Source organism: Enterococcus sp. C76, assembly GCF_040886985.1.
GTDB classification, from domain to species: domain Bacteria; phylum Bacillota; class Bacilli; order Lactobacillales; family Enterococcaceae; genus Enterococcus_B; species Enterococcus_B lactis.
In genome coordinates this window covers 203,901-229,292 of sequence record NZ_JBFOEY010000004.1, presented here as the reverse complement: position 1 = coordinate 229,292, position 25,392 = coordinate 203,901, and the positions used below count along the sequence as shown (strand labels likewise).

Below are 25,392 nucleotides of genomic sequence, written 5' to 3'. Positions count from 1 at the left end.
GGCAATGCTTTCTTTTTTTCTTAATGATACAATAGAACTGAACGGAGTGAAGAAAGATGTTACAAATCTATGCTCATCGCGGAAGCAGCGGTACCCACCCAGAAAATACGCTTCCTGCATTTGCAGAAGCTGTACGAGTAGGTGCAGATGGTATCGAACTAGATGTTCATCTAAGCAAAGATGGTTATTTGATCGTTATGCATGATGAAGAAGTGGATCGGACGACTAACGGTAAAGGGCTGATTCGAGAAAAAACATTGGAAGAACTCAAAAAATTGAATGCAGGAGGCAAATTCAGCAAAGAATTTCCAGCAGCTAAAGTCCCTGAATTGAAAGAAGTTTTAGGACTGCTTCTCCAAAAAAATTACCGAGGGATGCTGATGATCGAAATTAAAACTGATCAGTATGAATATCCCGGTATCGAAGAAAAATTGGCCGAAACATTAAAAAGCAGAGAGTGGCCTTTTCAACATGCATATTGCAGCTTTCATTTGGCTTCTTTGGAAAAAATCGCGTTATTGGAACCAGAGATACAGCTGGACTTATTGATGAGTACTTCTGATAAAAAGATCCAACTAGCAGCAGAAACCCCTTATATAGAAGGAGTACATCCAAAAAATACTTGGTTGTTCGAACATCCTGTCCAGGCAGCTGATTTTCCAAAAGCAATTCGTACATGGACGATCAACGATGAAGAAGAGATGGCCAAATGTCAAGAACTCAAAATAGATGGAATAATAACTGATTTTCCGGAGAAAGCTCTTCGGTGGAAACAATCAACGAAAAGTAGGTAAAATATGGAAAAAGTATTAGTGATCGTCGGTCCGACAGCAGTCGGTAAAACAGCGCTAAGTGTGGAACTCGCACAACTATTTGGTGGAGAGATCATCAGCGGTGATTCATTGCAAATCTATAAAAATCTGGATATCGGTACAGCAAAAATCAAAGAAGAAGAGATGGATGATGTTCCGCATCATTTGATTGATGTGATCGAACCTACTCAACATTACTCAGCCGCTGATTTTCAGCATTCAGGTCGACAATTGATTACTGAGATTGCGAACCGAGAGCATCTACCTATCATAGCTGGTGGCACGGGTCTGTATATCCAATCCCTTCTATATGATTATCAGTTAGGGGCGGCAGAAGAAGCGAATCCTGAGATTAGAAAAAAGTATGAAACGTTAGCCGAGACAATTGGTTCCCAAGCGTTATGGAATCAGTTGAAAGAAAAAGACCCGGCAGCTGCTGAGAAAATCCACTGGAACAATCAACGCAAAGTGATAAGAGCTCTGGAAGTTTTGGAGACGACAGGGCATAGTATCACGGCACCTAAAGAAGAGCCAAAGCGATTATATGATTACCTCATGATTGGGTTAGATACGAAGCGTGATGTCCTGTATGATCGAATCAATCACAGAGTCGATTTGATGCTAGCAGAAGGCTTGGTAGCAGAAGCACGTAAGGTATATGAGCTTGGAGAAGTCCAAGCCAGTCAAGGGATTGGATATAAAGAATTTTTCCCTTATTTTGAAGGGAAAGAAACATTGGAAGAAGCAACAGAACAAGTCAAACTACATTCGAGAAGATATGCGAAACGTCAGTTAACGTGGTTTCGTAACCGTTTGGATGCACAGTGGTTTGATCTTATAAGTGAGCCAAATCAAAAAAGTCAGATTGAGCAAACAATCAAAAAATGGCTGGAGGCGGAATAAAATGGAAGAAAAAGTGATCATTGTAGGGGTAGAAACCGAAGCAAACCAGCGTTACTTTACAGAGTCAATGGAAGAGCTAGTTCAGCTGACGAACACCGCATCAGGAGAAGTTGTATTCACAATTACACAGAAAAGACCACAAGTAGATCGGCAAACGATTATCGGGAAAGGGAAATTACAAGAATTAGTTCAACAAGCAGATGCGCATGAAGCGGATTTGATCATTTTTAATCATGAACTGACTCCGAGACAGAGTCAACTGATTACGGATGCTGTTGGCCTTCCGGTGATTGATCGAGTACAGCTGATCCTAGATATTTTTGCGATGCGTGCTCGTTCGAAAGAAGGAAAGCTGCAAGTTGAGCTTGCTCAGTTAGAATATCTTCTGCCTCGTTTAGTAGGGCAAGGGAAAACATTGTCTCGTCTTGGTGGTGGGATTGGAACAAGAGGACCAGGTGAAACAAAGTTAGAAACAGACCGCCGACATATACGGAATAAAATTTTTGCTGTTAAGAAAGAATTGAAAGAAGTAGAAGCCCATCGAGAGCGCAACCGTCAAAAAAGAAAAAACAGTGAGATTTTTCAGATTGGTCTTATAGGCTACACAAATGCTGGAAAATCAACCATCTTGAATTTATTGACACAAGCGGATACTTATTCAAAAGATCAGTTGTTTGCAACGTTAGATCCATTGACTAAAAGATGGCGTTTTGCTGAAGGATTTGAGATTACAGTAACAGATACCGTCGGGTTCATCCAAGATCTGCCTACGCAACTGATCGATGCTTTCCATTCTACACTAGAAGAAAGTCAGAATATGAATCTTTTGTTGCATGTAGTCGATGCCAGTTCTCCAGATCGCATTTTACAGGAGCAGACTGTACTAAAATTGATGGATGAATTGAATATGAAAGAAATGCCGATACTGACTGTTTACAATAAGGCAGACCAGATTGATCCAGCGATGTTTACACCCACATTATTCCCTAATGTCTTGATTTCTGCTCAAACGAAAGAAGGGAAGACGGCATTGATCGAAGCAATCAAGCGTCAACTGATGGAACTGATGACACCTTATACACTGTCTGTGCCAAGCAATGAAGGACAGAAATTAAGTGAGTTGAGAAGACAAACGATGGTTTTGGACGAAGCCTACATGGAAGAATCAAACGAGTATGAAGTGAGAGGCTTTGCAAAAAATGATTCAAAATGGTTGAGAAAAAGCAAATAAAATTTTGTTTTTTTACAATAAAAATCACTGGGAAAGAATAGCATAGTACAATAAAAGTAAAAGGTATCTGGTACGAAAATCAACTAGATACCTTTTTTTGCGTTCATGTTTTTTGTTATTTTATAAAAAAATAGAGGTCTCGTGTTAGAAAAACTAACATATGCAGTTGACAATATTTTTTTTAATTGGTACACTTTAGCCAACTTATAAAACGAAAGGGGACGTCTGATGGGAGAAAAGGAATTGCGCCGATCTATGTCCGTATTTCCAATTGGTACAGTTATGAAGCTGACTGATTTGTCTGCTCGGCAAATTCGCTACTATGAAGAACAAGATTTAGTTCATCCGGAACGAAGTGAAGGAAATCGCCGCATGTATTCGTTGAATGATATCGATATGCTGCTTGAGATCAAAGATTATCTTTCAGACGGGTTAAACATGGCTGGGATCAAACGTGTATACGAAATGGCACAGGCGAAAAAACAAGAAGCAAAAAGCAAGAAGCCGTTGACAGATCATGACGTTCGACAAATTTTTCGTGATGAGATTTTGGCGCAAGGTGGGTTAAGCAAAACAGGTCATTATCAGTCGCAAGGATTGCAAAGACAATTCTTTGACTGAATAAATTAAAAAAGGAAGAGGGATACCATGGTAAAGAAACAGATAACAGGTGAAGAGATCAAACGAATCATTGAGGAAGAAAACGTACGATTTTTACGATTGATGTTCACAGACATCTTAGGTACGATCAAAAATGTAGAAGTTCCAGTGAGCCAGATCGATAAAGTGTTAGAAAACAAAATGATGTTTGATGGTTCTTCGATTGAAGGATTTGTTCGAATTGAAGAAAGCGATATGTATTTGTATCCAGATCTCTCTACTTGGATGATCTTCCCATGGGAAAGTGCTCATGGAAAAGTTGCTCGTTTAATTTGTGATATCTATAATCCGGATGGAACACCATTTGCCGGCGATCCTCGCGGGAATTTGAAGCGAGCATTGAAAGACATGCGCGACCTTGGTTTTACCTCTTTCAATTTAGGACCTGAACCAGAATTCTTCTTATTTAAATTAGACGAAGACGGTGGGATTACAACGACCTTGAATGATAAAGGTGGTTATTTTGATTTTGCACCAACAGATTTAGGTGAAAATTGCCGCCGTGACATCGTGTTGGAATTAGAAAGCTTAGGCTTTGAAGTGGAAGCTTCACATCATGAAGTAGCGCCAGGACAGCATGAAATTGACTTTAAATATGCAGATGTGGTAGATGCTTGTGATAATATCCAAACCTTCAAGCTCGTTGTCAAAACGATTGCACGCAAGCACGGACTTCACGCAACTTTCATGCCGAAACCGTTATTTGGAATCAATGGTTCTGGTATGCATTGCAATATGTCTTTGTTCAATGATGAAGGTAATGTCTTCTATGATAAAGACGGTGAATTGGAACTAAGTGAAACAGCGTATCATTTCTTAGGCGGTTTGCTGAAACATGCTCGTGCCTATACAGCCGTTTGCAATCCAACAGTCAATTCTTATAAACGTCTCGTTCCAGGTTATGAAGCGCCTGTTTATGTCGCGTGGAGCGGTCGTAATCGTTCGCCATTAGTACGTGTACCAGAATCTCGCGGATTGTCCACACGTTTGGAATTGCGTTCAGTTGATCCATCTGCAAACCCATACTTGGCAATGGCAGTGTTGTTGCAAGCAGGACTAGACGGTATCCGTAATCAGATCACACCGCCAGCCGCTGTTGACCGTAACATTTATGTCATGGATGAGGAAGAAAGAGAAGCTGCACATATCCAAGACTTACCTTCAACTATCCATAATGCTATCAAGGAATTACGTAAGGATAATGTAATGATTGATGCATTAGGACAACATATCTTCTCAAATTTTGTTGAAGCAAAACGTCTCGAATGGGCGGCATTCAGACAAACTGTTTCCGAGTGGGAAAGAGAACAATATCTAGAACTTTATTAAAACAGGAATAACGTGAATTAGAGGTTGTGAAATCAGCGTTTTGACCTGAGTATTAGAGAAACAAACGGCAAAATAGTTCCTCATATTTTGCCGTTTTTTGAGCTAATACCGAGGGTCAGCTGATTGAACACCGTTTAGTGGAGAGGTTGTGAAAAAGACGTTTAGTTTCGAGTATTAAGAAAAATTTTGTGAAAATGGTTCCTCAAATTTTTGCATAAATTTGGCTTAATACCGAGAAACTGGCTTTTGAACACCGTTTATCAAGAGGTCGTAAGCCTGCCGTTTAACTCTGAGTCACAAGGAACAATTTCCAAAAACAGCTTTTCATGTTTGCTGGATATTGTGACTTGTGAGCGAGGAGTTGGCAGGAGAACACCATTTATTTAGAAATAAGGGAGCACGACGTTTGTCGCCCTCCTTATTTTTTTATCTATTGTTTCACTTGAAATTTTTCAGTAAGATTTCCTGATTTGCTTAAGTTTAACGTTAGCCATGTTTATCTCAAGCCTACTATGTGGGTTAAATTTTTTTGCACTCATAAAGGACTTAAGAAATAATTTCTCAAAGGATACCGAAAAAGAAAAATTGTAAGCGGATAGCCTTCATTTGAGTACTTGACTTTCCCTCAGTCAGCTTGTATTATACACCTTGGGCACCCTTTTAAAGGGTCAGAAGTTTACAGAAATTTCGGCTCCCTATTCTTATTGAAGAATAGGGAGCTTTGTTTATTTTCTGAGACTTTTCCTGCACATAAATTAAAAAGGAGTTTTTGAACTTATGACAAAATATATTTTTGTGACCGGCGGTGTCGTTTCATCAATCGGAAAAGGGATTGTTGCAGCTTCTTTAGGACGCTTATTGAAAAACCGCGGCTTAAAAGTGACTATCCAAAAATTTGATCCATACATCAATGTGGATCCAGGGACGATGAGCCCATATCAGCACGGAGAAGTATTCGTAACAGATGATGGTGCTGAAACAGATTTGGATCTGGGCCACTACGAACGTTTTATTGACATCAATTTGAACAAATACTCCAACGTGACGACAGGAAAAATCTATTCTGAAGTTTTGCGTAAAGAACGTAAGGGCGAATACTTGGGAGCAACAGTTCAAGTTATTCCTCATATTACAAATGAGATCAAAGAAAAAATCATGCGGGCAGCTAAAATGACTGATTCAGATGTGATTATTACAGAAGTAGGAGGAACGGTAGGGGATATAGAATCTTTGCCATTCCTTGAAGCACTTCGTCAAATGAAAGCAGATGTCGGTACAGATAATGTCATGTATATCCACACAACATTGATCCCTTACTTGAAAGCTGCTGGAGAAATGAAAACTAAACCAACACAGCACAGTGTAAAAGAGCTACGCGGTTTAGGTATCCAACCGAATATTTTGGTGGTACGTACAGAGCAACCTGTTTCTCAAAGCGTGAAAAACAAATTGGCACAATTTTGTGATGTCGAGCCAGAAGCAGTCATCGAGTCGCCAGATGTAGATACACTTTACTCCATCCCGTTAGTTTTACAAGCACAAGGAATGGATCAAATCGTTTGCGACCATTTGAAACTAGATACACCAGAAGCAGACATGACAGAATGGAAAGAATTAGAAGAACGTGTCTTGAACTTGAAGAAAAAAGTACGGATCGCACTTGTCGGTAAATACGTCGAGTTACCAGATGCATATATCTCAGTAGTTGAAGCATTGAAACATTCTGGATTCGCCTATAATTCAGATATCGAGATCGATTGGATCAAAGCACAAGAATTAACGAGAGAAAATGTAGAAGAACGTTTGAAAGATGCAGATGGAATCTTAGTTCCTGGCGGTTTCGGCGATCGCGGAGTAGAAGGGAAAATCGAAGCGATTCGTTATGCTCGCGAAAATGACGTTCCGTTTTTAGGGATTTGTCTTGGTATGCAGATGGCTTGTGTCGAATTTGCACGTAACGTCGTTGGGTTGGAAGATGCGGCATCAGCTGAAACGAATCCAGATACAGCAAACAACATTATTGATTTAATGGCTGACCAGGAAAACATCGAGAATTTGGGTGGAACTTTACGCCTTGGATTATACCCATGTAAAATCAAAAAAGGAACGAAGACGGCTGAAGCATATGATGGAGCTGATGTTGTGCAAGAACGCCACCGTCACCGCTATGAGTTCAACAACAAATATCGTCAAATGTTTGAAGAACAAGGGTTAGTCTTTTCAGGTGTCTCACCAGATAACCGTTTAGTAGAAATCGTAGAACTGCCAGAGAAGAAATTCTTTGTGGGATGCCAATTCCACCCAGAATTGATTTCTCGTCCAAATCGTCCGCAAAAATTAATCAAAGCATTTGTCGGAGCATCATTAGCAGATCATGAAACAAAATAATTTTTTAGCTTGATAGAAAGAGAAAAGCAGCAAGAGAAGGGGATAAGCAATTTTCTTGTCACTTTTCTCTTTTTCTGATTTGTTATTATTTATAGGAAAAAAGATAGGAAGTAAAAGACTTTTTTTGAGTAAAGAGCGATTAAGCATTTTATTTTTTGCAAAAAACTTCTTGAAAATTTTCATTTTCATTGATTTTAGTAGAAAACTACCGAAATGTTTGGTAAAATAGGGTCGTTGGTTAAGAATTGTCTTAACAAATTTAGTTTTACAAAACTTAGGAGGAATTTTATTATGCCAGTAGTATCAGGAGCTGAATTTTTAAAAGCTGCTCGTAAAGGCGGTTACGCTGTCGGCGGGTTCAACACAAACAACTTGGAATGGACTCAAGCAATTCTTGAAGCGGCTGAAGCAAAACAAGCACCAGTACTTATCCAAACATCAATGGGTGCAGCTAAATACATGGGTGGTTACAAAATCTGTAAAGATTTGATCACTGATTTAGTTGAAGCAATGAACATCACTGTTCCAGTTGCTATCCACTTAGACCATGGTGACTACGAAGCTGCTTTGGAATGTATCGAACTAGGCTATACTTCAGTAATGTTCGATGGTTCACATCTACCATTCGAAGAAAACTTGAAATTAGCTAAAGACGTTGTTGAAAAAGCACACGCAAAAGGTATCTCAGTTGAATGTGAAGTTGGTTCAATCGGCGGAGAAGAAGACGGAATCATCGGTAACGGCGAATTAGCTGACATCGAAGAATGCAAACAAATGGTTGCTACAGGTATCGACTACTTAGCTTGCGGTATCGGTAACATCCACGGTCAATATCCAGAAAACTGGAAAGGATTAGCATTTGACCACTTACAAGCAATTGCTGATGCTGTAGGTCCAGACATGCCTTTAGTATTACATGGCGGATCAGGTATTCCTCAAGATCAAATCGAAAAAGCTATCTCAATGGGTATCTCAAAAGTAAATGTTAACACTGAATTCCAATTATCATTTGCTGCAGCTACTCGTAAATATATCGAAGCTGGTAAAGATAAAGAAGGTAAAGGATTCGACCCTCGTAAATTATTAGCTCCAGGTAAAGCAGCAATCGTTGAAGATGCGAAAGCTCATATCGACTGGTTTGGTTCAGCTAACAAAGCGTAAGCATCCACATAACAGATACGATGTATAGGAATGGAGAACGACTTTTGAAGTCGTTCTCCATTCTTTTTTACTTAAAACGGCAGACCATGCTCGTTTCTTTTTTTTATCTATGATAAAATACAAGCATATCCATGAAAAAAGATTAATAAACAAGGTGGAAACAGATGAAAAAAATCGTAATCAAAGGAAACCAACCTTTAGCTGGTGAAGTAACGATCAGCGGTGCAAAAAATAGTGCAGTCGCATTGATTCCAGCTGCAATCTTAGCTGATTCCCCAGTGATTTTGGAAGGTGTGCCGGACATACAAGATGTTCATTCATTAATTGAAATATTAGAGATCATGGGCGCAACGGTCCATTTTTCCAACAACATATTAGAAATTGATCCGCGGGAAATCGTATCGGTTCCGATGCCGCACGGAAAAATCAATAGTTTGCGTGCGTCTTATTATTTTATGGGAACACTGCTTGGTAAATTTGGCGAAGCGGTAGTAGGTCTGCCTGGAGGCTGTTATTTAGGTCCTAGACCGATTGATTTACACGTCAAAGGATTTGAAGCTCTAGGTGCTGAAGTGACAAATGAACATGGTGCCATGTATTTACGGACAAAAAATGAAGAGTTGCATGGCAATCGGATTTTTATGGACGTGGTTTCAGTCGGAGCTACAATCAATGTGATGTTAGCTGCTGTAAAAGCAAAGGGACAGACAGTAATTGAAAACGCTGCACGAGAACCGGAAATCATCGACGTGGCAACTTTACTGAATAATATGGGGGCAAAAGTTCGAGGAGCGGGTACAGATGTGATCCGTATCGAAGGAGTCGAAGCATTACATGGCTGTCGTCATTTCATGATTCCTGACCGTATCGAAGCAGGAACCTATCTGGCATTAGCAGCTGCAGCAGGAAAAGGTATCAAAGTGAAAAATGTGATTTTTGAACATTTGGAAAGTTTTATAGCAAAATTGCAGGAAATTGGCGTCCATATGAAAATCAGCGAAGATGAAATCGAAGTTTACCCCTCAAAAGAATTAAAAGCCGCAAATATCATGACCTATCCTTATCCAGGATTTGCCACAGATCTGCAGCAACCACTCACTGCGTTGCTATTGATGACCGCAGGCACTTCAGAAATCATCGATACGATCTATGCGAAACGGGTGAATCACGTGCCTGAATTAGCTCGAATGGGCGCTGATATTACCGTGGAAGGAAATATGATCATCGTGAATGGTCCAAATAAACTTCACGGGACAGAAGTCGTGGCTTCCGATCTTCGGGCAGGTGCTTGTTTAGTGATTGCCGGACTATTAGCAGAAGGAACAACGACGATTTATAACGTAGATTATATCTTACGCGGTTATGATCATATTATCGAGAAACTAACAGCCTTAGGGGCATCAATCGAAATGATAGAGGAAGTGGGAGCTGAATGAGCGATTATTTGACAATGGCAGAACTAGAGAACAAAACGTTAAAAGAAGTTTATAGTTATGCCAAAGAATTTAAAATTCCTTATTACAGTAAGATGAACAAAAAGGAATTATCTCTAGCTGTGATTCGTGCACAAGCTGAGAAACAAGGATTTTATTATATGGAAGGGATATTAGATATCGTTGGTCAAGATGGTTACGGTTTTTTACGGCCAATTAACTATGGACCAAGTGCAGAAGATATCTATATTTCTGCCTCACAAATCAGACGATTCAGTTTGAGAAATGGGGACAAAGTGGCAGGAAAAGCCCGTCCACCTAAAGAATCGGAACGTTATTATGGTTTGATGCACGTGGAAAGCGTTAATGGAAAAGATCCGGAAGAAGCAAAAGAACGTCCGCATTTTCCAGCCTTAACACCTCTTTATCCGCAAAGACAGCTTCAACTGGAAACAACACCGCAAAGACTATCTACCCGAATGATCGATATCTTCTCTCCAATCGGTTTTGGTCAGCGTGGATTGATCGTCGCACCACCAAAAGCAGGGAAAACTTCTGTATTAAAAGAAATCGCAAATGGTATCACCGAAAACTATCCGGAAGTAGAATTGATCGTTCTACTGATTGATGAACGTCCGGAAGAAGTAACGGATTTAGAACGAAGCGTGAAAGGCGACGTGGTATCTTCTACATTTGATCTGCAGCCGCAAAACCATACTCGAGTTTCTGAATTAGTATTGGAACGCGCCATGCGTTTGGTCGAAGATAAACGAGATGTCGTTATCTTGATGGATAGTATTACTAGACTTGCTCGGGCCTATAACTTAGTCGTTCCACCAAGCGGACGTACATTGAGTGGCGGGATTGACCCAGCCGCATTGTATAAACCTAAGAAATTTTTCGGGGCGGCAAGAAACATCGAAGAAGGTGGCAGTTTGACGATTTTAGCGACCGCTTTAGTCGATACAGGAAGCCGCATGGATGACGTGATCTATGAAGAATTCAAAGGAACTGGAAATCTAGAATTACAACTTTCACGCGAGTTATCCGAACGTCGGATCTTCCCAGCCATCGATATCAAAAAATCAGGTACCCGAAAAGAAGAATTATTGATGCCAAGTGAAGAACTAGAAGAAATTTGGAAACTTCGAAAAAATATGACTGGAGATTCATTAGAATATACGGAACAACTGATCCGCTTTTTGCGTAAAACAAAAAACAATCAGCAATTTTTCAAAGAATTTCAAGATGTCTCCTTTGGTAAAAAAAATCCGACCAGAAATCTGAAAAGATAATTGCAACCTTGACTGAAACATGTTAAGATGTTAATGTTGTAAATCGACAAATCAACTCTGGTTCAGCAAATGGAGCAGGGCAAAGGAGCGAAAAAATCATGAAAGAAAACATCCATCCAGATTACCACCCAGTAGTATTCATGGATTCAACAACTGGTTTCAAATTCTTGTCAGGTTCAACAAAAACTTCACAAGAAACAGTTGAATGGGAAGACGGTAATACATACCCAGTCATCCGTGTCGAAGTAACTTCTGACTCACATCCATTCTACACTGGACGTCAAAAATTCACACAAGCAGACGGACGTGTGGACCGTTTCAACAAAAAATACGGTCTCAAAGACGCAAACGCTGCGGAATAATAAAAACGCTGATAACTCAACGTTTAGCAGACTATCCGATAGGGATAGTCTGTTTTTTTTTTTTTGCGTTTTTTGCCAATTTAAAACTTCGTTTGATGCTGAAAAAGACATAGAATCATAATGCACAAAACAATGAAAAAACTAATATATAGTTTTAATTATCCACTTGATAAAAACACCTTATATTAACGAAATGAAGAGGGGGTATTTCGAAGTAAAAATCCATTTACCTAAAATTAGAAGCTAAGCTTTCCTTTCAAGGAAGGCTTTTTGTTTTGTTATAGACTTGCGATTGTTTGTGAGCTGAATCGTTCATTTTAATGACTTATACACGCGAATGATGGGTCTTTTTCCTCTGTTCATTCATAATATTGAACGGTACAGCTAGCGATACTATACTGACCTCAGCTTCAAGAAAACGTTAACATTTTTTTGTGGGGGGGGGAGTTTTTTTATGAGGTTTGATCAATTGATCGCAGAAGAACTGATTGTTTTCGATCCATTGATAGATTCAAATTGAGGTATCGATATTTAACGAGATTCTCTTTAAGAGGATTCTGTTTTTTGTATTCAAGTTTATAGCAATTAAGTGTTGTCAGCGAATTCATCATAGTAATGGATGTTCGTTTGTTTTTTATTTGTTATTTTTATAAGTTATATAGTAAATATAATTTGAGTATGTTATGATTTTTGTTGGATAAAAACGAAGTTTAAACTATTTATCAAAAAAATGTTGTGTTATTTATTTTTATATTAAGCAATACACGTAGCCATTTAGTGTGAAAAACTGATTGATCCAAAAGAAGAATAAGATCCATAATAGCTGAATATTAGGAGGGAAGAAGATGGAAGGAAACAAAGTGAAGGTAAAAATAATTAATATCAAGAAAGAAAAAAATTACCTAAAAAATTCTCTAGCAACAATGATTCTATTTATGAGTAGTCAAGTTCTGCAATTTATTTTAGTGCTAGATGTTTTAAGAGAAACAGGATCAGCGCTCATATTCTCTGTAGCAGTAGCAGCTTCTAGTATTTTTAATATTGTATTTTCTCCGATATCCGGATTCATTAATGAAAAATATGACAAAAGGTACATTATGGGAATTTCTAGTGTCGCTGTAGGATTTTTAGGCATAATAATCTATTTTTTGTACAGTTCAATGGAAATAACTTCAATTATAGTGCCTGTCGTTTTGCTTGTTGGCCTTGGAATTTTTGAGGTCTTCTATTTAGGTGGTTGTATACCGATATTATCAGAAATATTTGAGGATAAAGATATGATTGAAATATCAGCGACTTCCACTCAAATGATGGTTCTAATAATGAAAATTTTATCTCCTTTAATTGGAGGAATCATCTATAGTATCTGGTCCATAGAAAGAACAATTGTTTTTATATCGGTCACTTTTATAACAACAAGTTGTTTCTGTTTTTCTATGACTATTCGCCCGAAAGAAAATAAATTGACTGACAAAGTAAGTTTTTTAGAAATTTACAGAAATAAATTAGGCGACTTAAGAAGTCAAAAGCAATTGGCTCCACTTCTACTTATCTTGATTGTTTCTAGCATGGTATTCTTATCAAATAAAGACGTCATAATGATTTACAGTTTTGATCAAATTGATTTATCGTCTTCGGTAGTGATTGGCTTATCTATGACTATTATCACAATAATCGAAGGGATTTTTTCTTTTATTGCATTGGGAATTTATCAAGAAAAGAATGATGTATTTGTGCTAAGAATATCTAGTCTGTTGATTTCAGGTTTTTTCTTACTTTTTTTCATTATTCTTATGTTTTATGAATCTTATTTGAATAATTTTTTTGTAATATATAGTTTATTTACAGCAATAACAGCAATTTTTACTATCATTTCCATGAAGCATTTTTTGGCCCAATTCCCAGAAGAAGAGAAGGTTCAAGCGATTAATACAATTAATTATTTGACTAATATTTTTGTCTCTTTAGGTTATATTATTTATGGATTTTTGATCCAAACCATAGGACTTATTTCTGTAGTATCCTTAAGTGGTCTTCTTTTTTTAACTGTTGTTTCTCCCATCTTAATAGCTTGGAAAAAAAGTTCGATTGAATGATGAGGACTTATTTCTAGTAAAAAACCATTTACCTAAAAATAGAAAACAAGCAGACCGGCTTGCCGTTTTAGTTACACAGCAAAAAATCGCACATAAATTCATGCATCAAGCCATTGCTTTTCATGAAATCGATTATCTGGTGACAAGTAACGAACTGGCAAAAGAACAGTATGAGAAAGTAAAGGAACACCATATCGAATGTCTGTATGGATGAATTATTGCGTGAATATTCTAAGGTGTTTTCCCATTTTTTCATTTTCTTAGATAGGACCTTATCTTTGCTCGCTTCTCTTAGCCGATGGTATAATAATGAAAAGGTTATCTTGTTAGATAATCTTACTTTTTTATCCAGGAGAAAGGAGTGCAGAAAATGAAACATGTGAAGGCGTTGGTAGTGAAGGCAATCATGATCTGGGCAATTCTGTGGGTCGTGCTGACCGGTTTATACGGTGTTAGCTTTATGGATTCAACGATTGTTGGAGTAATTATCGTAGTGATGATCTATGTGCTAGGGGATCTGTTGATCTTACGTAAAGTAGGGAACATCGCAGCGACGATCGCAGATGCTGGTTCAGCTGCAGTTATCTTGTGGCTCTATCTATACTTTATGAATGATACAGTCGATATTTGGATGAAAGTCTTGATTCCTGCTCTATTGATCGGTGTGGCAGAATGGTTCTTCCACAAGTGGTTGTTAAGTCAAGGAATCGTACCAGACGAACGAAAAATGGAATAAAGCATCAGTTGTTTTTATCAAAAAACCGCTCAGATCATTTTCAGATCTGAACGGTTTTTTTATCTATTCATCAAGATTAAATTTCATTTTTCAATGATTCAATCAATTCGCCCTCTGCTTCATGACTATGTTTTCGGCCATTAGCGAGATAGAGCGCTGTACATATCAATGGAATGACTCCGGCAATCACATACAATCCTCTAAATGAAGTAAGAGATTTTAGCATCCCCATCAAATAAGGACCAACCCCTAAGCCTAGGTCTAAACCAATAAAGTAGGTAGACAAAGCAATACTGATGCGGTGTTCTTTTACGATCTTCAAACAGACAGCTTGTCCATTTGACATGAACGTACCATAACCTAAGCCGACTAATGCTCCAGAAATAAGCAATGTCACACTATTTGTCGTTACACTCAGTAAAAATAATCCTGCTGTTAAGAATAAATAGCTAGGATACATCACGTATTGTTCTCCTTTGACATCGAAAATCCTTCCAGTCAATGGACGTGTAAATGTGATGACCAAAGCATATACGACGAAGAAAAATGACCCAGCAGCAACTAAGTGGATTACTTTTGTATAAGAAGATAAAAATGATAAAACACTTGAATAAGAAAGACCCATCAAAAAGGCGATTCCTGTAATGAAAAGTGCTTTCTTTTCAATAAAACTATTGATATTCCATGAACGAAGAGATGTTTTTTGTTCTTCAGATAATGGAATATTTTTTACAGGAAAGACAAGGCAGGCAATCGTAACAAAGAAGACCAGTACAATTGAAAACCAAATAATGAAACGAAAGTCAGTCATGTTCAGCAAAATCATTCCTAAAAATGGTCCAACAGCGGCAGCTAAACTAGTACTTAATCCGTAATAATTGATGCCTTCCCCTTTTTTAGATGCAGGGATATATGCAGTAACGATAGCATTTGTAGCTGTAGAAACTGTACCGTAACCAAATCCATTCAAGAATCGAACTAAATACAATGCCCCGATAGTTGGTGTATAAAGATAAGCTAATGTTGTCAGAAGATAGAAAATCGCGCCGCCTCTTAAGGTAAACTTCCGACCAAATAGTTCTAACTGTTTCCCCATGAATAAGCGTGCCAGCAATGTTCCGATGATATATATTCCAGAAGCAAAACCTGCTTGGCTCAAGCTGGCGTGTAATGTGTCTTGCGCAATGACTGCCATGATGACCATCAACAGATAATAAATCAGGTAGACAATAAAATTGATCAATGTGATTCCGATAAAATATTTATTAAATAATTTCTTTTCCATGTATGTTATACATTCCCCTTAAGCTGAATATGCTTTTAATTTTTGTATTTGGACTTCTACATCGTGATAATTGGATGGATAGCGATCAACAAGTTGGCGAATAAATAAATCCCGTGTAGACATAAACAGGTTTAAAAATTCTTCGCATTCGTTTGTTGGATTCTCATCCACTGCTTTGATCAATTCGATCGAGTTTTGATACGCATCATTTAAAAAGACTAAAGAAGCTTTCATGTCAAATCTTGTTTGATACGCTGTTTCTAATCGATTAATGATTGTGTTCATCCAGTAATTCATGTTTTTTCCCTCTATTCTTAAAAAATTTTACTTCTGCAGTATAACGAATAAAAAAAAGGAAAAAAATCGCATAAGTGATAGAAAAAGGTACTTAACAAATGTTAATATCATTAGTAAAATACCTTTGGACTTTAAAAAGTTTTAAAGTACTGTATGATCTTTTTAGATGAAAGTTTGGATGGGGGAGCATCATTGGATAGTAGAGTCTTAAAGGAATATTTGGATAAAAATGATTTTCCGATAATACGCAAAGGATATCATAAATATTTGACATTCGAAGGGATGGAAGATTCCCATACGTATATCTTGAAAGAGGGAACGGTAAAAGCAAGTGTTATTTCAAATGATGGGAGAGAATTTAACCTTCGCTATATCAAAGATCTTGAAATCGTCTCTCTTTTAAAAGACGAATATTCACAATTCATCGATTCGCCGTATAATATTCGAGTTGAATCAGAATATGCAGAGTTTTATCGAATCAATCGTGTGCGATTTTGGCAAAATATCAACCAAGATCCAAAGCTACAACACTATGTAAAAGAGTATTACCGCTATCGCTTGCTTTATTCGATGAAAAAAATGCAACAAATGCTGTTAAATGGAAAACTGGGAGCTGTTTGTACGCAACTTTACGAATTATATGATTTATTCGGCGTGCGAACAGAAGAGGGGATGCTGATCGATTTTTCGATCACAAATGAAGAAATCGCCAAATTTTGTGGTATTTCAACTGCTAGCAGTGTGAACAGAATTTTAAAGCAGTTGAAAAAAGATGGTATTATCACAGTGAAAGATCATCATATCGTTATTTTGAATATGGACTTGTTAGAAGACAATATTATCTTTTGATGAACAAAGAGGTTGTGACAGAAGTGGGCAGCTTCAAGAAATAAGAAGGAATTTCCGAAAATTGTTACTCAAATTTTTTGAAAAATTTCGGCTTATTTCCGAAGAAGCTACTTCTGGAACACCGTGAATAAGAGGTTGTGAAATCAGCTTTTTGAGCTAATACCGAGGGTCAGCTGATTGAACACCGTTTACCAAGAGGTTGTAAAAAAGCTGTTCTGCATCAAGTAATAAGAAGAGCCAAGTAAAAACAGCTCCTAATGTTTTTAACTTGGCTGGACTTATTACCGCAGATGCAAGCTTTTGAACACCGTTTATTCGCAACAAAAGGGCTATGACAAAAATCGTGTCACAGCCCTTTTTGCGAACATTCATTTAGCTATTTTTAGAAACTTCTTCCGCCACCGCCAAAAGTCCCGCCACCGCTAGAGTGGGTAGTACTTCCGCCACCGCCGCTTCCAGGAGGTGGGCTTTTGGGGATTCTTCTTGTCGTGACAAAAGAATTTGTCAGACGATCGGTTTTTTCAGTTAATTTGATACTGGATTTTTCTCGGAACGGATATTTGTAGATGCCTGATTTCAATTGATAACGCGAAACAGTCACAAAATAAAAGACAAGACTAAGGATAAGAGCCAAAACAACAGCAATGATGATTTCCACTGTCGTCAAAACTTTATAGCGTGTGATTTTGCCAGTTTCTTCATCTACACGATAATGTCCTCCTGGAACTCCGTCTTCCACATATGTGGCTGATTTAGACAAGTACGCTTTTGCAGCATCGTAGTAGGCAGCATTCGTCATCTGATCATAAACATCATCTAAGATCGAATCGATTCTACTGTCAGTCAAATAATCGATCATATTACCAGAAGTCGAAATGTAGATTTCACGCTGTCCCATATCCAATAGCAAAACTGAGCCATTTTGATCATTTCCGACTGCCTTTCTTAAGTAATTATCGGCAAAGTCTCTTGGTTCTTCTGAATTAGAAGTAGTTGTGACGATCAAGACTCGTCCTTTGATTTTTTCATTCAGCTTTTCTGCCTGTTGTTCCAAAGATTGGATTTGATCTGTAGTGAACAACCCAGCCTCGTCATTTACCGTCGCTGTATCCGCATGAGTAGCCACTGGCCAACTAACACTTACTAGCAAAAGAAAGAACAAAAAGAATTTTTTCATCATATCAAGTAACCTCCGATCAGAAAGAGGATCGCTAATCCAACGAAAATCCCAAGAGCAGTCAGTCCTAATTTTTTCTGGCTAATCGGCAGGACACCGCTGACTTTTCCTGTTTGTCCATTCATTGCATAGTAGTAGACTTTTTTACTTGAGTCATTGCTTCGATAAGTAACGAGCCATACCGGCAACAATACGTAATTATTTACTTCATTTGTGATTGAAGCAGAGGTTCGGACTCCTGTCAATGTTGTATACCCATTGGCAGTATCTTTTAACAGCTTCTCTGAATAGTCTTTTAATTCAGATTGGATTTGCGATTTGATTGCCTCGTATTCGATATCTCTTTTTTCTGCTTGGAACCCGGCTAAATACTGGCTTTTAAAATCAATTGCTTTATCTAACGGGAAAGGTTGCACACCTTCGACCATCTTTTGTTGCGTATTTTTTGATAAGGCATTTTTTACTAGTTCTTTAAAAGAAAGCTTGCCTGCTCTTGAAACAGCAAATTGCTTCGTTTCTGTGTATTCGATGTCACCTATTCGCCAAATGCGGATAACGGTGCCGTTTGCCTGCATTATGCCATCTACTTCAGCATCTGTAGTCCAATAAGGGAAATATACACCCGTCAGCTTATCGATTTGGTCTTTATTGAAAAAAGCTTTTGGAACAAACCATTTTTTCTTGGTCCAAGCGAGAAATCTATTGATTGCTTCTTCTTTCTCGACAGCAAAAGGAAGTACTTTGTTTGGCAAGAATTCTCCGCTTAAACGTCCCGATAGTACGACTGGATTATGGCAGTAGTAACAATAAGTCGCAGCAGTGGTCGCATCGGTCACAATCTCTGCACCACAGTTGGGACAAAGGAAAAGATCCATCGCTACAGTATTACCTGCAGCTTCGTCCGCTGTATCTGAAAAACCGCCTGCCTCGTCAAACGCTTTGCGCTCGGCTTCACTCATGTCGGTAAGCTGTTCTTGGGCTGTAAAAGTAAAATCTTCTGTAGGCGAAGGTTCTTCTTTGTTCTCTTCGCCAGCCATACGCGCTTCTTTTTGCTTCTGCTCATATTGGCTGACTTCTTCTTCGGTATAGATATTCAGGCAGTATTCGCAATGAAATTTTTGGTCTTTAGGATCAAAAGTCAACGGACCGCCGCAATTAGGACATTTATGTGTCAGAACATCCATCAGCTGCACACCTTTCTCAATAAATTAATCAACGGGGATTCCTTTAAACGGTTTGCCGCAGTTTGGACAGAATTTAGGGATACCGTTGGAAAGATCCACAATTTCGTTGCATTCGCTGCAACGCATCTGTAGCTTAGGCTGAGCGTTTTCTACTGGTTTGGCAGCGCCACAGTTGGAACAGAATTTTCCGGAATTTTCTGTCCCACAGACTGGACACGTCCAAGTATCTGCATTCCCTTGTGCGGCTTGTTGATTTTGTTTTTCAGCTTGTTGCTTGATTTGTTCTTGGTTGTTTTGAGCCGCTTGGGAAAGGTAAGAGCCATTTGCATTCATTCCCATACCTACGCCCATAAAGCCAGTCATTGCTCCGGCTTCATTTTTTCCGGCTGCTTCCATTCCACGGGCAATGGAACCTTGCACGTATCCTTCACGCACACTAGGATCACCTAGCATCGCCCCTTCGTTACGCATATTGATTAGTTTCACAGAATCATCTGTGTAAGAAATGCTGGCCACAGCGACAGAGACGATCTCCATCCCTCGCAACTCGCGCCAAGAATCATCCAGTGCAGTATCCATGTATTTGCTTAACTCCAGACTCTTAGATGGTACATAAGAAATCCGTTGTCCATCCGCAGACATCTGATTGATTGCTGATTGCAATGCTGTTAGGAATTCAGCTAAGTATTGCTCGTTGATATCATTGATTTCTACTTGTGTTTTGTTTTTAGGAATTGCGTTTGTATAAAATAAAATCGGGTCAACGACATGAATAGAATAAGTACCATGTGCCCGTAAGAATAATTCTGCGTTATAGAAATTATCAAAGTAGTTCAATGGCGCACTCGTACCGAATTTGATTCCCTTTATTTCTTGGAGGTTGATATAAAAAACTTGTTGTTTCTGCGGTGTAACGCCACCAAATTTAAATCGGTCAAATGTTTCAGCAATTGCTTCTTTCAGTGTTCCGTTGAACATGGAAGGAGCTGCGTCGTTTTTAATGGTGTAATACCCTTCCTCAGCGGTATAATCAATGATTTTTCCACCATCGACTAAAAGCATCATCATGTTTGGATAGACATGGACGACTGTTCCGTCTGTCAAAACATCTTCTGTTCCTTTACGATTGGAGCCACGTTTGTCACCTTTGCGAACTTTGACACCTTTCGTCATAACCGTTGTATCACTCATATTGTCTGGTTCGATGACTTCTAGCCATTGATCTGCCAGACCGCCGCCGACCATACTTGTTGCTGCTTTGATAAGACCCATAAAAAATTCCTCCTCTGATTCAGCTAATGCCAAACAATTATTGTTTATTTATTATACCATAGGAAGAAGTGAAACTTCTCGGACTAGAGACGGAATTGAAATGGAAACTTGCGTATTGATTAAATACCTGAAAAAGCCGAGAAGGATAGTAGTTTTTTTCCCCAATATCACGTATAATAAGAGATAGTGAATTTTTTAAAAAAGGGGGATCCTTATGGCATATCAAGCACTTTATCGAGTCTGGCGTTCGCAGCGTTTCGAAGACATCGTTGGACAAAAAGCTGTGACACAGACACTAAAAAATGCTATTGTTTCCCACAAAACCTCACATGCCTATTTGTTTACAGGACCCAGAGGAACCGGAAAGACAAGTGCAGCAAAGATTTTCGCAAAAGCAATCAACTGTCCGAACAGTAAAGACGGTGAACCATGCAACGAATGCGAAATGTGTCGATCAATCACTGCTGGTACGCAAGAAGATGTGATCGAAATCGATGCTGCCAGCAATAATGGAGTCGAAGAAATCCGATTTATCCGTGATCGGGCAAATTATGCGCCTACAAAGGCAGCGTACAAAGTGTACATTATTGATGAGGTACATATGCTTTCAACAGGAGCTTTCAATGCCTTGTTGAAAACATTGGAAGAGCCAAAAGAAAGTGTCATATTCATCTTAGCAACGACCGAACCTCACAAAATACCAGCTACGATCATTTCACGAACCCAACGATTTGATTTTAAACGGATCAATACGGCAGATATTGTCGAACATCTTGAATTTATCTTAAAAGAATCGACTATCAGCTATGAACCAGCTGCATTGAATGTGATTGCCCGTTCCGCAGAAGGCGGGATGCGGGATGCATTGAGTATTCTCGATCAGGCAATCTCATTTAGTGAAGGAACGATTACTTTAGATGATGCCATGCAAGTAACAGGCAGCTTGACAGACGAAATGATGGACAGCTACTTGAGTGCTTGCGTGAAAAAAGAAGTACCAGAAGCATTGGAAGCGTTGAATCAAATTCTCGCAGCTGGCAAAGAATCACGTCGCTTTCTAGAGGACATGTTACAATACTGCCGTGATCTGCTGATGTATCAGCAAGCGCCCAATCTAGTTGAGGAACAATCAAGTACGATCAGAAGTACATTTACAGAATTGGCACAAACTGTTTCAGCGGAACAGCTATTTTCAATGATAAAGATTTTGAGCGATACACAAAATGAAATCCGATTTACTAATAGTGCCGCTATTTATTTGGAAGTCGCTACAGTCAAACTCGCACAGCTACCGTCTGCTTCTGTTCCTTCAGCAAAAATGGCATCAGCAGATGATCAGATAGTAAAACAGCTGCAACAAGAGATCAAGGAACTGAGAAACGAAATCAAAGAACTTCGCAGTAACACAGGAACTGCGAATACAAAAGTACAGCCAGTACAGCAGACGAATCACAAAAAACAAACAAGTACGTATCGGGTACCGACGGAACGGGTATATAAAGTTCTGCGGGAAGCGACAAGACAGCATCTGAACCAAGTAAAAGAAGTATGGGAAGATTTGCTGATGAGCCTCTCTGTCACTCAGCGGGCAATGCTTAAAGCAAGTGAACCAGTTGCAGCTGGCCCTACAGGATTAGTGATTGCATTTGATTATGAGATTGTTTGTCAAAGAGCAGCAAACGACGAAGAACTGCAGCTTTCGGTACACAATAATTTAAGCCGAATGATCAAAGACTATGCGCCTGATCCGGTTTATATCACAAGAGAAAGTTGGCCGGAACTTCGAAAAAATTATTTGACGCAAGCACAAGAAGAGGGAACAGAAAATTCTTTTGCTTCTGAAGAATCAGAAGGAGAAATCGAATTACTCCCTCAAGAACAGGAAGTACCAGAAGAAACACTTGTAGTAAAAGCAGAGGAACTTTTTGGTTCCGAGGCTGTTACAGTAGTAGATGACTAAGAAAAAAGGAGTAGATAATTATGATGCGTGGAATGGGCAATATGCAAGGCATGATGAAACAAGTACAAAAAATGCAAAAAGAAATGGCGGAAGCACAAGAGCTGCTAAATAAAACAGAATTTACAGGTAAAGCCACTAATGAATTGGTCAAAGCCGTATTTACAGGTGATCGCCGCATGAAAGATATCCAAATCAATGAAGAAGTCGTTGATCCTGATGATATTGAGATGCTTCAAGATCTTGTCGTAATGACAGTCAATGACGCAATCACACAAATTGATGTGGAAACTGAGAAAAAATTAGGGAAATACGCAAAAGGGTTACCAGGATTTTAGTTTTAAACTGAAGGAGTAATGAATATGCAATATCCAGAACCAATTGCGAAACTGATCGACAGCTATATGAAACTTCCAGGAATCGGCCAGAAAACAGCGACAAGACTCGCGTTTTATACAATCGATATGAAAGATGAAGTAGTGAATGAATTTGCTAAATCTTTGTTAAGTGTAAAACGAGATTTACACTTTTGCAGTATCTGCGGAAACATCACAGAAGAAGATCCTTGCGAAATATGTAGAAACCCTTCACGTGATCGCAGCATTATCCTAGTGGTCGAAGAGCCGAAAGATGTAGTGGCGATGGAAAAAATGCGGGAATATCACGGACTTTATCATGTACTCCATGGTGTGTTATCACCGATGGAAGGGACAGGTCCAGAAGATATCAATATTTCTTCGCTGCTGCAGCGGCTGCATGATGCAGATGTAAAAGAAGTGATCATCGCAACAAATGCGACAACAGAAGGAGAAGCAACAGCAATGTATCTCTCACGTCTAATTAAACCAGCCGGTATCAAAGTAACACGTTTAGCACATGGGTTGTCTGTAGGCTCTGATATCGAGTACGCAGATGAAGTCACGTTATTGAAAGCTGTCGAAGGAAGACGCGAGTTATAAATTTCTAATTAAATGTTTTTTCAGATACAATATAGAAGCAGCATAAGAGATGGGGGCAACAATGTGAACGGACTATTTATTACAATCGAGGGGCCTGATGGTGCAGGAAAAACCAGCATCTTGAATGAACTTTTCCCTCTTTTGAAAGAAGTAGCAAAAACAGAAATCATTCAAACAAGAGAACCGGGAGGCATCCCGATTGCTGAAGAGATTCGAGCGGTGATCTTGGATCCAAAAAATGATCGGATGGATGAACGCACGGAAGCACTACTTTATGCGGCGGCAAGAAGACAGCATCTAGTCGAAAAGGTCTTGCCTGCTCTGGCAAAAGGGAAAATCGTTTTATGCGACAGATTTGTCGACAGTTCTCTTGCTTATCAAGGTGCAGGCCGACGCATCGGCGTTACCGAGATTGCTCGGTTGAATGAGTTTGCTACAGAAGGTACTACACCAGATTTTACCCTTTATCTTGACGTAGATTCAGACACCGGATTAAGAAGAATCAAGAAAAACAGACAAAACCAAATCGACCGTTTAGATTCGGAAGGTTTGGAATTCCACCAGCGTGTACGACATGCTTACTTAAAGCTGGCAGAAGAGAATCCGGAAAGAATCCACAAAGTTGATGCAAGAAAAAGCTTTGAAGAAGTGCTGCAAACAAGTTATCATACAATTATTGAACAATATCCGCAATTTTTTGAAAACTAGGAAGGTGAACGTTTATGAAAATTATTTTAGCGATTATCCAAGACAAAGACAGCAACCGTTTATCAAATGAATTGATTGATGCAAATATCCGTGCCACAAAATTATCATCGACAGGCGGCTTCCTTAAGGCTGGAAACAGCACGTTTATCGTGGGTATTGAAGATGATCGAGTAGAAGAAGCATTGGAAATCATCAAAAAAACGTGTGAATCAAGAAAACAATTTGTATCTACACCTGTTACATTGGATATCTCGATGGATGGGGGCGTCCCTTATCCAGTAGAAGTAGAAGTAGGCGGTGCAACAGTCTTCGTCTTACCTGTTGAAGGATTCCATCAATTTTAGGAGGAGCTGAGCTATGAATCAAGAAATAAACTTGGCTCAAATGCAACCAATCGTGTATCAGCAGCTTCAACGGAGTTTTGAGCATGGGCGTCTCGCTCATGCTTATCTTTTTGAAGGAGAAAAAGGAACAGGAAAACATGAAGTAGGTGTGTGGCTCGCACAGCACCTGTTCTGTACCCAAATGGAAGACAATCAGCCTTGCGGAAAATGCAACAATTGTCAGCGGATCGAAAAGAAAGAACATCCAGATGTTCTGGTTATCGAACCGGACGGACAAACAATCAAAGTTGACCAGATCAGACGTTTGCAGACGGAATTCAGTCGCAGCGGATATGAATCAAGAAAAAAGGTTTTTTTGATTAAAGAAGCTGAAAAAATGAATAGCAGTGCGGCAAACAGTCTGTTGAAATTTTTGGAAGAACCACCGGGAGATTTTTTAGCGGTATTAGAGACAGATGCAGTAGGAAGGATTCTCCCTACTATTCAATCCCGTTGTCAAGTGCTGCATTTTCAAGAACTTTCAAAAGAAGCATTGATCCATCGATTGCAAGAAGAGCAGATTCCATTAGAAAAATCAAAACTTTTGGCTTTCTTAACAAACAGTTTAGGAAAAGCAGTTGAAATCTCTCAAGATGAATGGTTTAATGATGCTAAGGACTTGATTTATCAATGGTTCGTTTACTTGCAAAAGCAAGACACTCAAGCCTTTATCTATGTCCAAAAAAAATTAGTGAAATCATTTAAAGAAAAAACACAGCAGTTTACAGGATTATCTGTCCTGATGTTTTATTATCAGGAAGCACAGCGTCAAGCAGTAGCGAAAGGCGAATATGGCAAAGTGAAACAGATAAACCAGATAATTGAACGAATATTGATCGCAGAGCAGAAACTACGTAGCAATGTCGGTTTTCAAGCTGTTGCGGAACAGTTCGTTTTGCAGACGATTTTTTAGCT

The 25,392-nt window shown here is 38.9% G+C and carries 26 protein-coding genes; 20 read left to right on the top strand and 6 right to left on the bottom strand.

All coding sequences use genetic code 11. The features are described from left to right. Nucleotides 1-56 precede the first annotated feature (56 nt). The 6 genes from AB3I00_RS07455 to AB3I00_RS07430 all read left to right on the top strand — a co-directional run bounded on the left by AB3I00_RS07455 (nucleotide 57) and on the right by AB3I00_RS07430 (nucleotide 7,323). Entirely contained in the window at nucleotides 57-794 is a 738-nt protein-coding gene (locus AB3I00_RS07455; RefSeq protein ID WP_368025008.1) for a glycerophosphodiester phosphodiesterase, read from the top strand. Between the two features lie 3 nt (nucleotides 795-797). Next, nucleotides 798-1,715 carry a tRNA (adenosine(37)-N6)-dimethylallyltransferase MiaA gene (gene miaA / locus AB3I00_RS07450; RefSeq protein WP_368025007.1) on the top strand — a complete coding sequence of 306 codons (918 nt, stop codon included), beginning with the start codon at nucleotides 798-800 and terminating at the stop codon, nucleotides 1,713-1,715. 1 nt (nucleotide 1,716) lies between these two features. Further along, entirely contained in the window at nucleotides 1,717-2,946 is a 1,230-nt protein-coding gene (hflX, locus tag AB3I00_RS07445; RefSeq protein ID WP_368025006.1) for a GTPase HflX, read from the top strand. A 228-nt stretch (nucleotides 2,947-3,174) separates the two neighbouring features. Then, on the top strand, nucleotides 3,175-3,567 hold the full coding sequence (locus tag AB3I00_RS07440; RefSeq protein ID WP_002290339.1) for a MerR family transcriptional regulator: 393 nt from the start codon (nucleotides 3,175-3,177) through the stop codon (nucleotides 3,565-3,567). Nucleotides 3,568-3,594: 27 nt separating this feature from the next. Continuing rightward, complete coding sequence (gene glnA / locus AB3I00_RS07435; RefSeq protein ID WP_002287001.1) at nucleotides 3,595-4,935, top strand: type I glutamate--ammonia ligase; 1,341 nt, start codon at nucleotides 3,595-3,597, stop codon at nucleotides 4,933-4,935. A 777-nt stretch (nucleotides 4,936-5,712) separates the two neighbouring features. Continuing rightward, on the top strand, nucleotides 5,713-7,323 hold the full coding sequence (locus AB3I00_RS07430) for a CTP synthase (RefSeq protein ID WP_002310226.1): 1,611 nt from the start codon (nucleotides 5,713-5,715) through the stop codon (nucleotides 7,321-7,323). On the opposite strand, the gene AB3I00_RS07425 is transcribed toward AB3I00_RS07430, so the two are convergent. Then, complete coding sequence (locus AB3I00_RS07425; RefSeq protein WP_080263695.1) at nucleotides 7,300-7,512, bottom strand: hypothetical protein; 213 nt, start codon at nucleotides 7,510-7,512, stop codon at nucleotides 7,300-7,302. The genes AB3I00_RS07430 and AB3I00_RS07425 overlap by 24 nt on opposite strands. A gap of 102 nt (nucleotides 7,513-7,614) precedes the next feature. Between AB3I00_RS07425 and AB3I00_RS07420 the strand changes: the two genes are divergently transcribed. The 7 genes from AB3I00_RS07420 (at nucleotide 7,615) to AB3I00_RS07390 (ending at nucleotide 14,406) form a co-directional block, all read left to right on the top strand. Then, nucleotides 7,615-8,484, top strand: a complete 870-nt coding sequence (locus AB3I00_RS07420) for a class II fructose-bisphosphate aldolase (RefSeq protein WP_002290335.1) — start codon at nucleotides 7,615-7,617, stop codon at nucleotides 8,482-8,484. 164 nt (nucleotides 8,485-8,648) lie between these two features. Then, a complete protein-coding gene (locus tag AB3I00_RS07415; RefSeq protein ID WP_070769984.1) occupies nucleotides 8,649-9,920 on the top strand; it encodes a UDP-N-acetylglucosamine 1-carboxyvinyltransferase in 1,272 nt (423 codons plus the stop codon). After that, nucleotides 9,917-11,212 carry a transcription termination factor Rho gene (gene rho / locus AB3I00_RS07410; protein WP_002290332.1) on the top strand — a complete coding sequence of 432 codons (1,296 nt, stop codon included), beginning with the start codon at nucleotides 9,917-9,919 and terminating at the stop codon, nucleotides 11,210-11,212. The genes AB3I00_RS07415 and rho overlap by 4 nt, the downstream gene beginning before the upstream one ends. A 98-nt stretch (nucleotides 11,213-11,310) precedes the next feature. Then, nucleotides 11,311-11,574 carry a type B 50S ribosomal protein L31 gene (locus tag AB3I00_RS07405; RefSeq protein WP_002290330.1) on the top strand — a complete coding sequence of 88 codons (264 nt, stop codon included), beginning with the start codon at nucleotides 11,311-11,313 and terminating at the stop codon, nucleotides 11,572-11,574. A gap of 845 nt (nucleotides 11,575-12,419) precedes the next feature. Then, nucleotides 12,420-13,670 (top strand): MFS transporter, encoded by a 1,251-nt coding sequence (locus AB3I00_RS07400; RefSeq protein ID WP_086286550.1) that lies wholly within the window; start codon nucleotides 12,420-12,422, stop codon nucleotides 13,668-13,670. Then, nucleotides 13,663-13,884, top strand: coding sequence for a hypothetical protein (locus AB3I00_RS07395; RefSeq protein WP_002315437.1), 222 nt, complete (start codon nucleotides 13,663-13,665; stop codon nucleotides 13,882-13,884). The genes AB3I00_RS07400 and AB3I00_RS07395 overlap by 8 nt, the downstream gene beginning before the upstream one ends. A gap of 156 nt (nucleotides 13,885-14,040) precedes the next feature. Next, nucleotides 14,041-14,406: a DUF2512 family protein gene (locus AB3I00_RS07390; protein WP_002289228.1), complete on the top strand. Its 366-nt coding sequence runs from the start codon at nucleotides 14,041-14,043 to the stop codon at nucleotides 14,404-14,406. 76 nt (nucleotides 14,407-14,482) lie between these two features. On the opposite strand, the gene AB3I00_RS07385 is transcribed toward AB3I00_RS07390, so the two are convergent. Then, nucleotides 14,483-15,691 carry an MFS transporter gene (locus AB3I00_RS07385; protein WP_002315436.1) on the bottom strand — a complete coding sequence of 403 codons (1,209 nt, stop codon included), beginning with the start codon at nucleotides 15,689-15,691 and terminating at the stop codon, nucleotides 14,483-14,485. Between the two features lie 18 nt (nucleotides 15,692-15,709). Continuing rightward, the gene (locus AB3I00_RS07380) at nucleotides 15,710-15,988 is read right to left on the bottom strand and encodes a hypothetical protein (protein WP_002289230.1); all 279 of its coding nucleotides are present in this window, start codon (nucleotides 15,986-15,988) and stop codon (nucleotides 15,710-15,712) included. Between the two features lie 192 nt (nucleotides 15,989-16,180). Between AB3I00_RS07380 and AB3I00_RS07375 the strand changes: the two genes are divergently transcribed. Beyond that, nucleotides 16,181-16,837 carry a Crp/Fnr family transcriptional regulator gene (locus AB3I00_RS07375; protein WP_002289231.1) on the top strand — a complete coding sequence of 219 codons (657 nt, stop codon included), beginning with the start codon at nucleotides 16,181-16,183 and terminating at the stop codon, nucleotides 16,835-16,837. 382 nt (nucleotides 16,838-17,219) lie between these two features. Here AB3I00_RS07375 and AB3I00_RS07370 read toward each other — a convergent pair whose 3' ends face one another. The 3 genes from AB3I00_RS07370 to AB3I00_RS07360 are packed head-to-tail and all read right to left on the bottom strand — an operon-like array spanning nucleotide 17,220 to nucleotide 20,470. Next, a complete protein-coding gene (locus AB3I00_RS07370) occupies nucleotides 17,220-18,017 on the bottom strand; it encodes a TPM domain-containing protein (RefSeq protein WP_002315434.1) in 798 nt (265 codons plus the stop codon). Next, nucleotides 18,014-19,198 carry a TFIIB-type zinc ribbon-containing protein gene (locus AB3I00_RS07365; RefSeq protein ID WP_368025005.1) on the bottom strand — a complete coding sequence of 395 codons (1,185 nt, stop codon included), beginning with the start codon at nucleotides 19,196-19,198 and terminating at the stop codon, nucleotides 18,014-18,016. The genes AB3I00_RS07370 and AB3I00_RS07365 overlap by 4 nt, the downstream gene beginning before the upstream one ends. A 24-nt stretch (nucleotides 19,199-19,222) precedes the next feature. Continuing rightward, nucleotides 19,223-20,470 carry an SPFH domain-containing protein gene (locus AB3I00_RS07360; RefSeq protein WP_368025004.1) on the bottom strand — a complete coding sequence of 416 codons (1,248 nt, stop codon included), beginning with the start codon at nucleotides 20,468-20,470 and terminating at the stop codon, nucleotides 19,223-19,225. Between the two features lie 214 nt (nucleotides 20,471-20,684). On the opposite strand from AB3I00_RS07360, the gene dnaX reads away from it, so the two are divergent. The 6 genes from dnaX to holB all read left to right on the top strand — a co-directional run bounded on the left by dnaX (nucleotide 20,685) and on the right by holB (nucleotide 25,390). Beyond that, nucleotides 20,685-22,430, top strand: a complete 1,746-nt coding sequence (gene dnaX / locus AB3I00_RS07355) for a DNA polymerase III subunit gamma/tau (protein WP_002329005.1) — start codon at nucleotides 20,685-20,687, stop codon at nucleotides 22,428-22,430. A gap of 20 nt (nucleotides 22,431-22,450) precedes the next feature. Further along, nucleotides 22,451-22,765 carry a YbaB/EbfC family nucleoid-associated protein gene (locus AB3I00_RS07350; RefSeq protein WP_368025003.1) on the top strand — a complete coding sequence of 105 codons (315 nt, stop codon included), beginning with the start codon at nucleotides 22,451-22,453 and terminating at the stop codon, nucleotides 22,763-22,765. Between the two features lie 24 nt (nucleotides 22,766-22,789). Next, nucleotides 22,790-23,386 carry a recombination mediator RecR gene (recR, locus tag AB3I00_RS07345; RefSeq protein WP_368025002.1) on the top strand — a complete coding sequence of 199 codons (597 nt, stop codon included), beginning with the start codon at nucleotides 22,790-22,792 and terminating at the stop codon, nucleotides 23,384-23,386. Between the two features lie 63 nt (nucleotides 23,387-23,449). Next, nucleotides 23,450-24,094, top strand: a complete 645-nt coding sequence (tmk, locus tag AB3I00_RS07340) for a dTMP kinase (protein WP_002292339.1) — start codon at nucleotides 23,450-23,452, stop codon at nucleotides 24,092-24,094. A 14-nt stretch (nucleotides 24,095-24,108) separates the two neighbouring features. After that, nucleotides 24,109-24,438: a cyclic-di-AMP receptor gene (locus AB3I00_RS07335; RefSeq protein WP_002292340.1), complete on the top strand. Its 330-nt coding sequence runs from the start codon at nucleotides 24,109-24,111 to the stop codon at nucleotides 24,436-24,438. Nucleotides 24,439-24,451: 13 nt separating this feature from the next. Next, nucleotides 24,452-25,390 (top strand): DNA polymerase III subunit delta', encoded by a 939-nt coding sequence (gene holB / locus AB3I00_RS07330; protein WP_002292342.1) that lies wholly within the window; start codon nucleotides 24,452-24,454, stop codon nucleotides 25,388-25,390. Nucleotides 25,391-25,392: the final 2 nt, after the last annotated feature.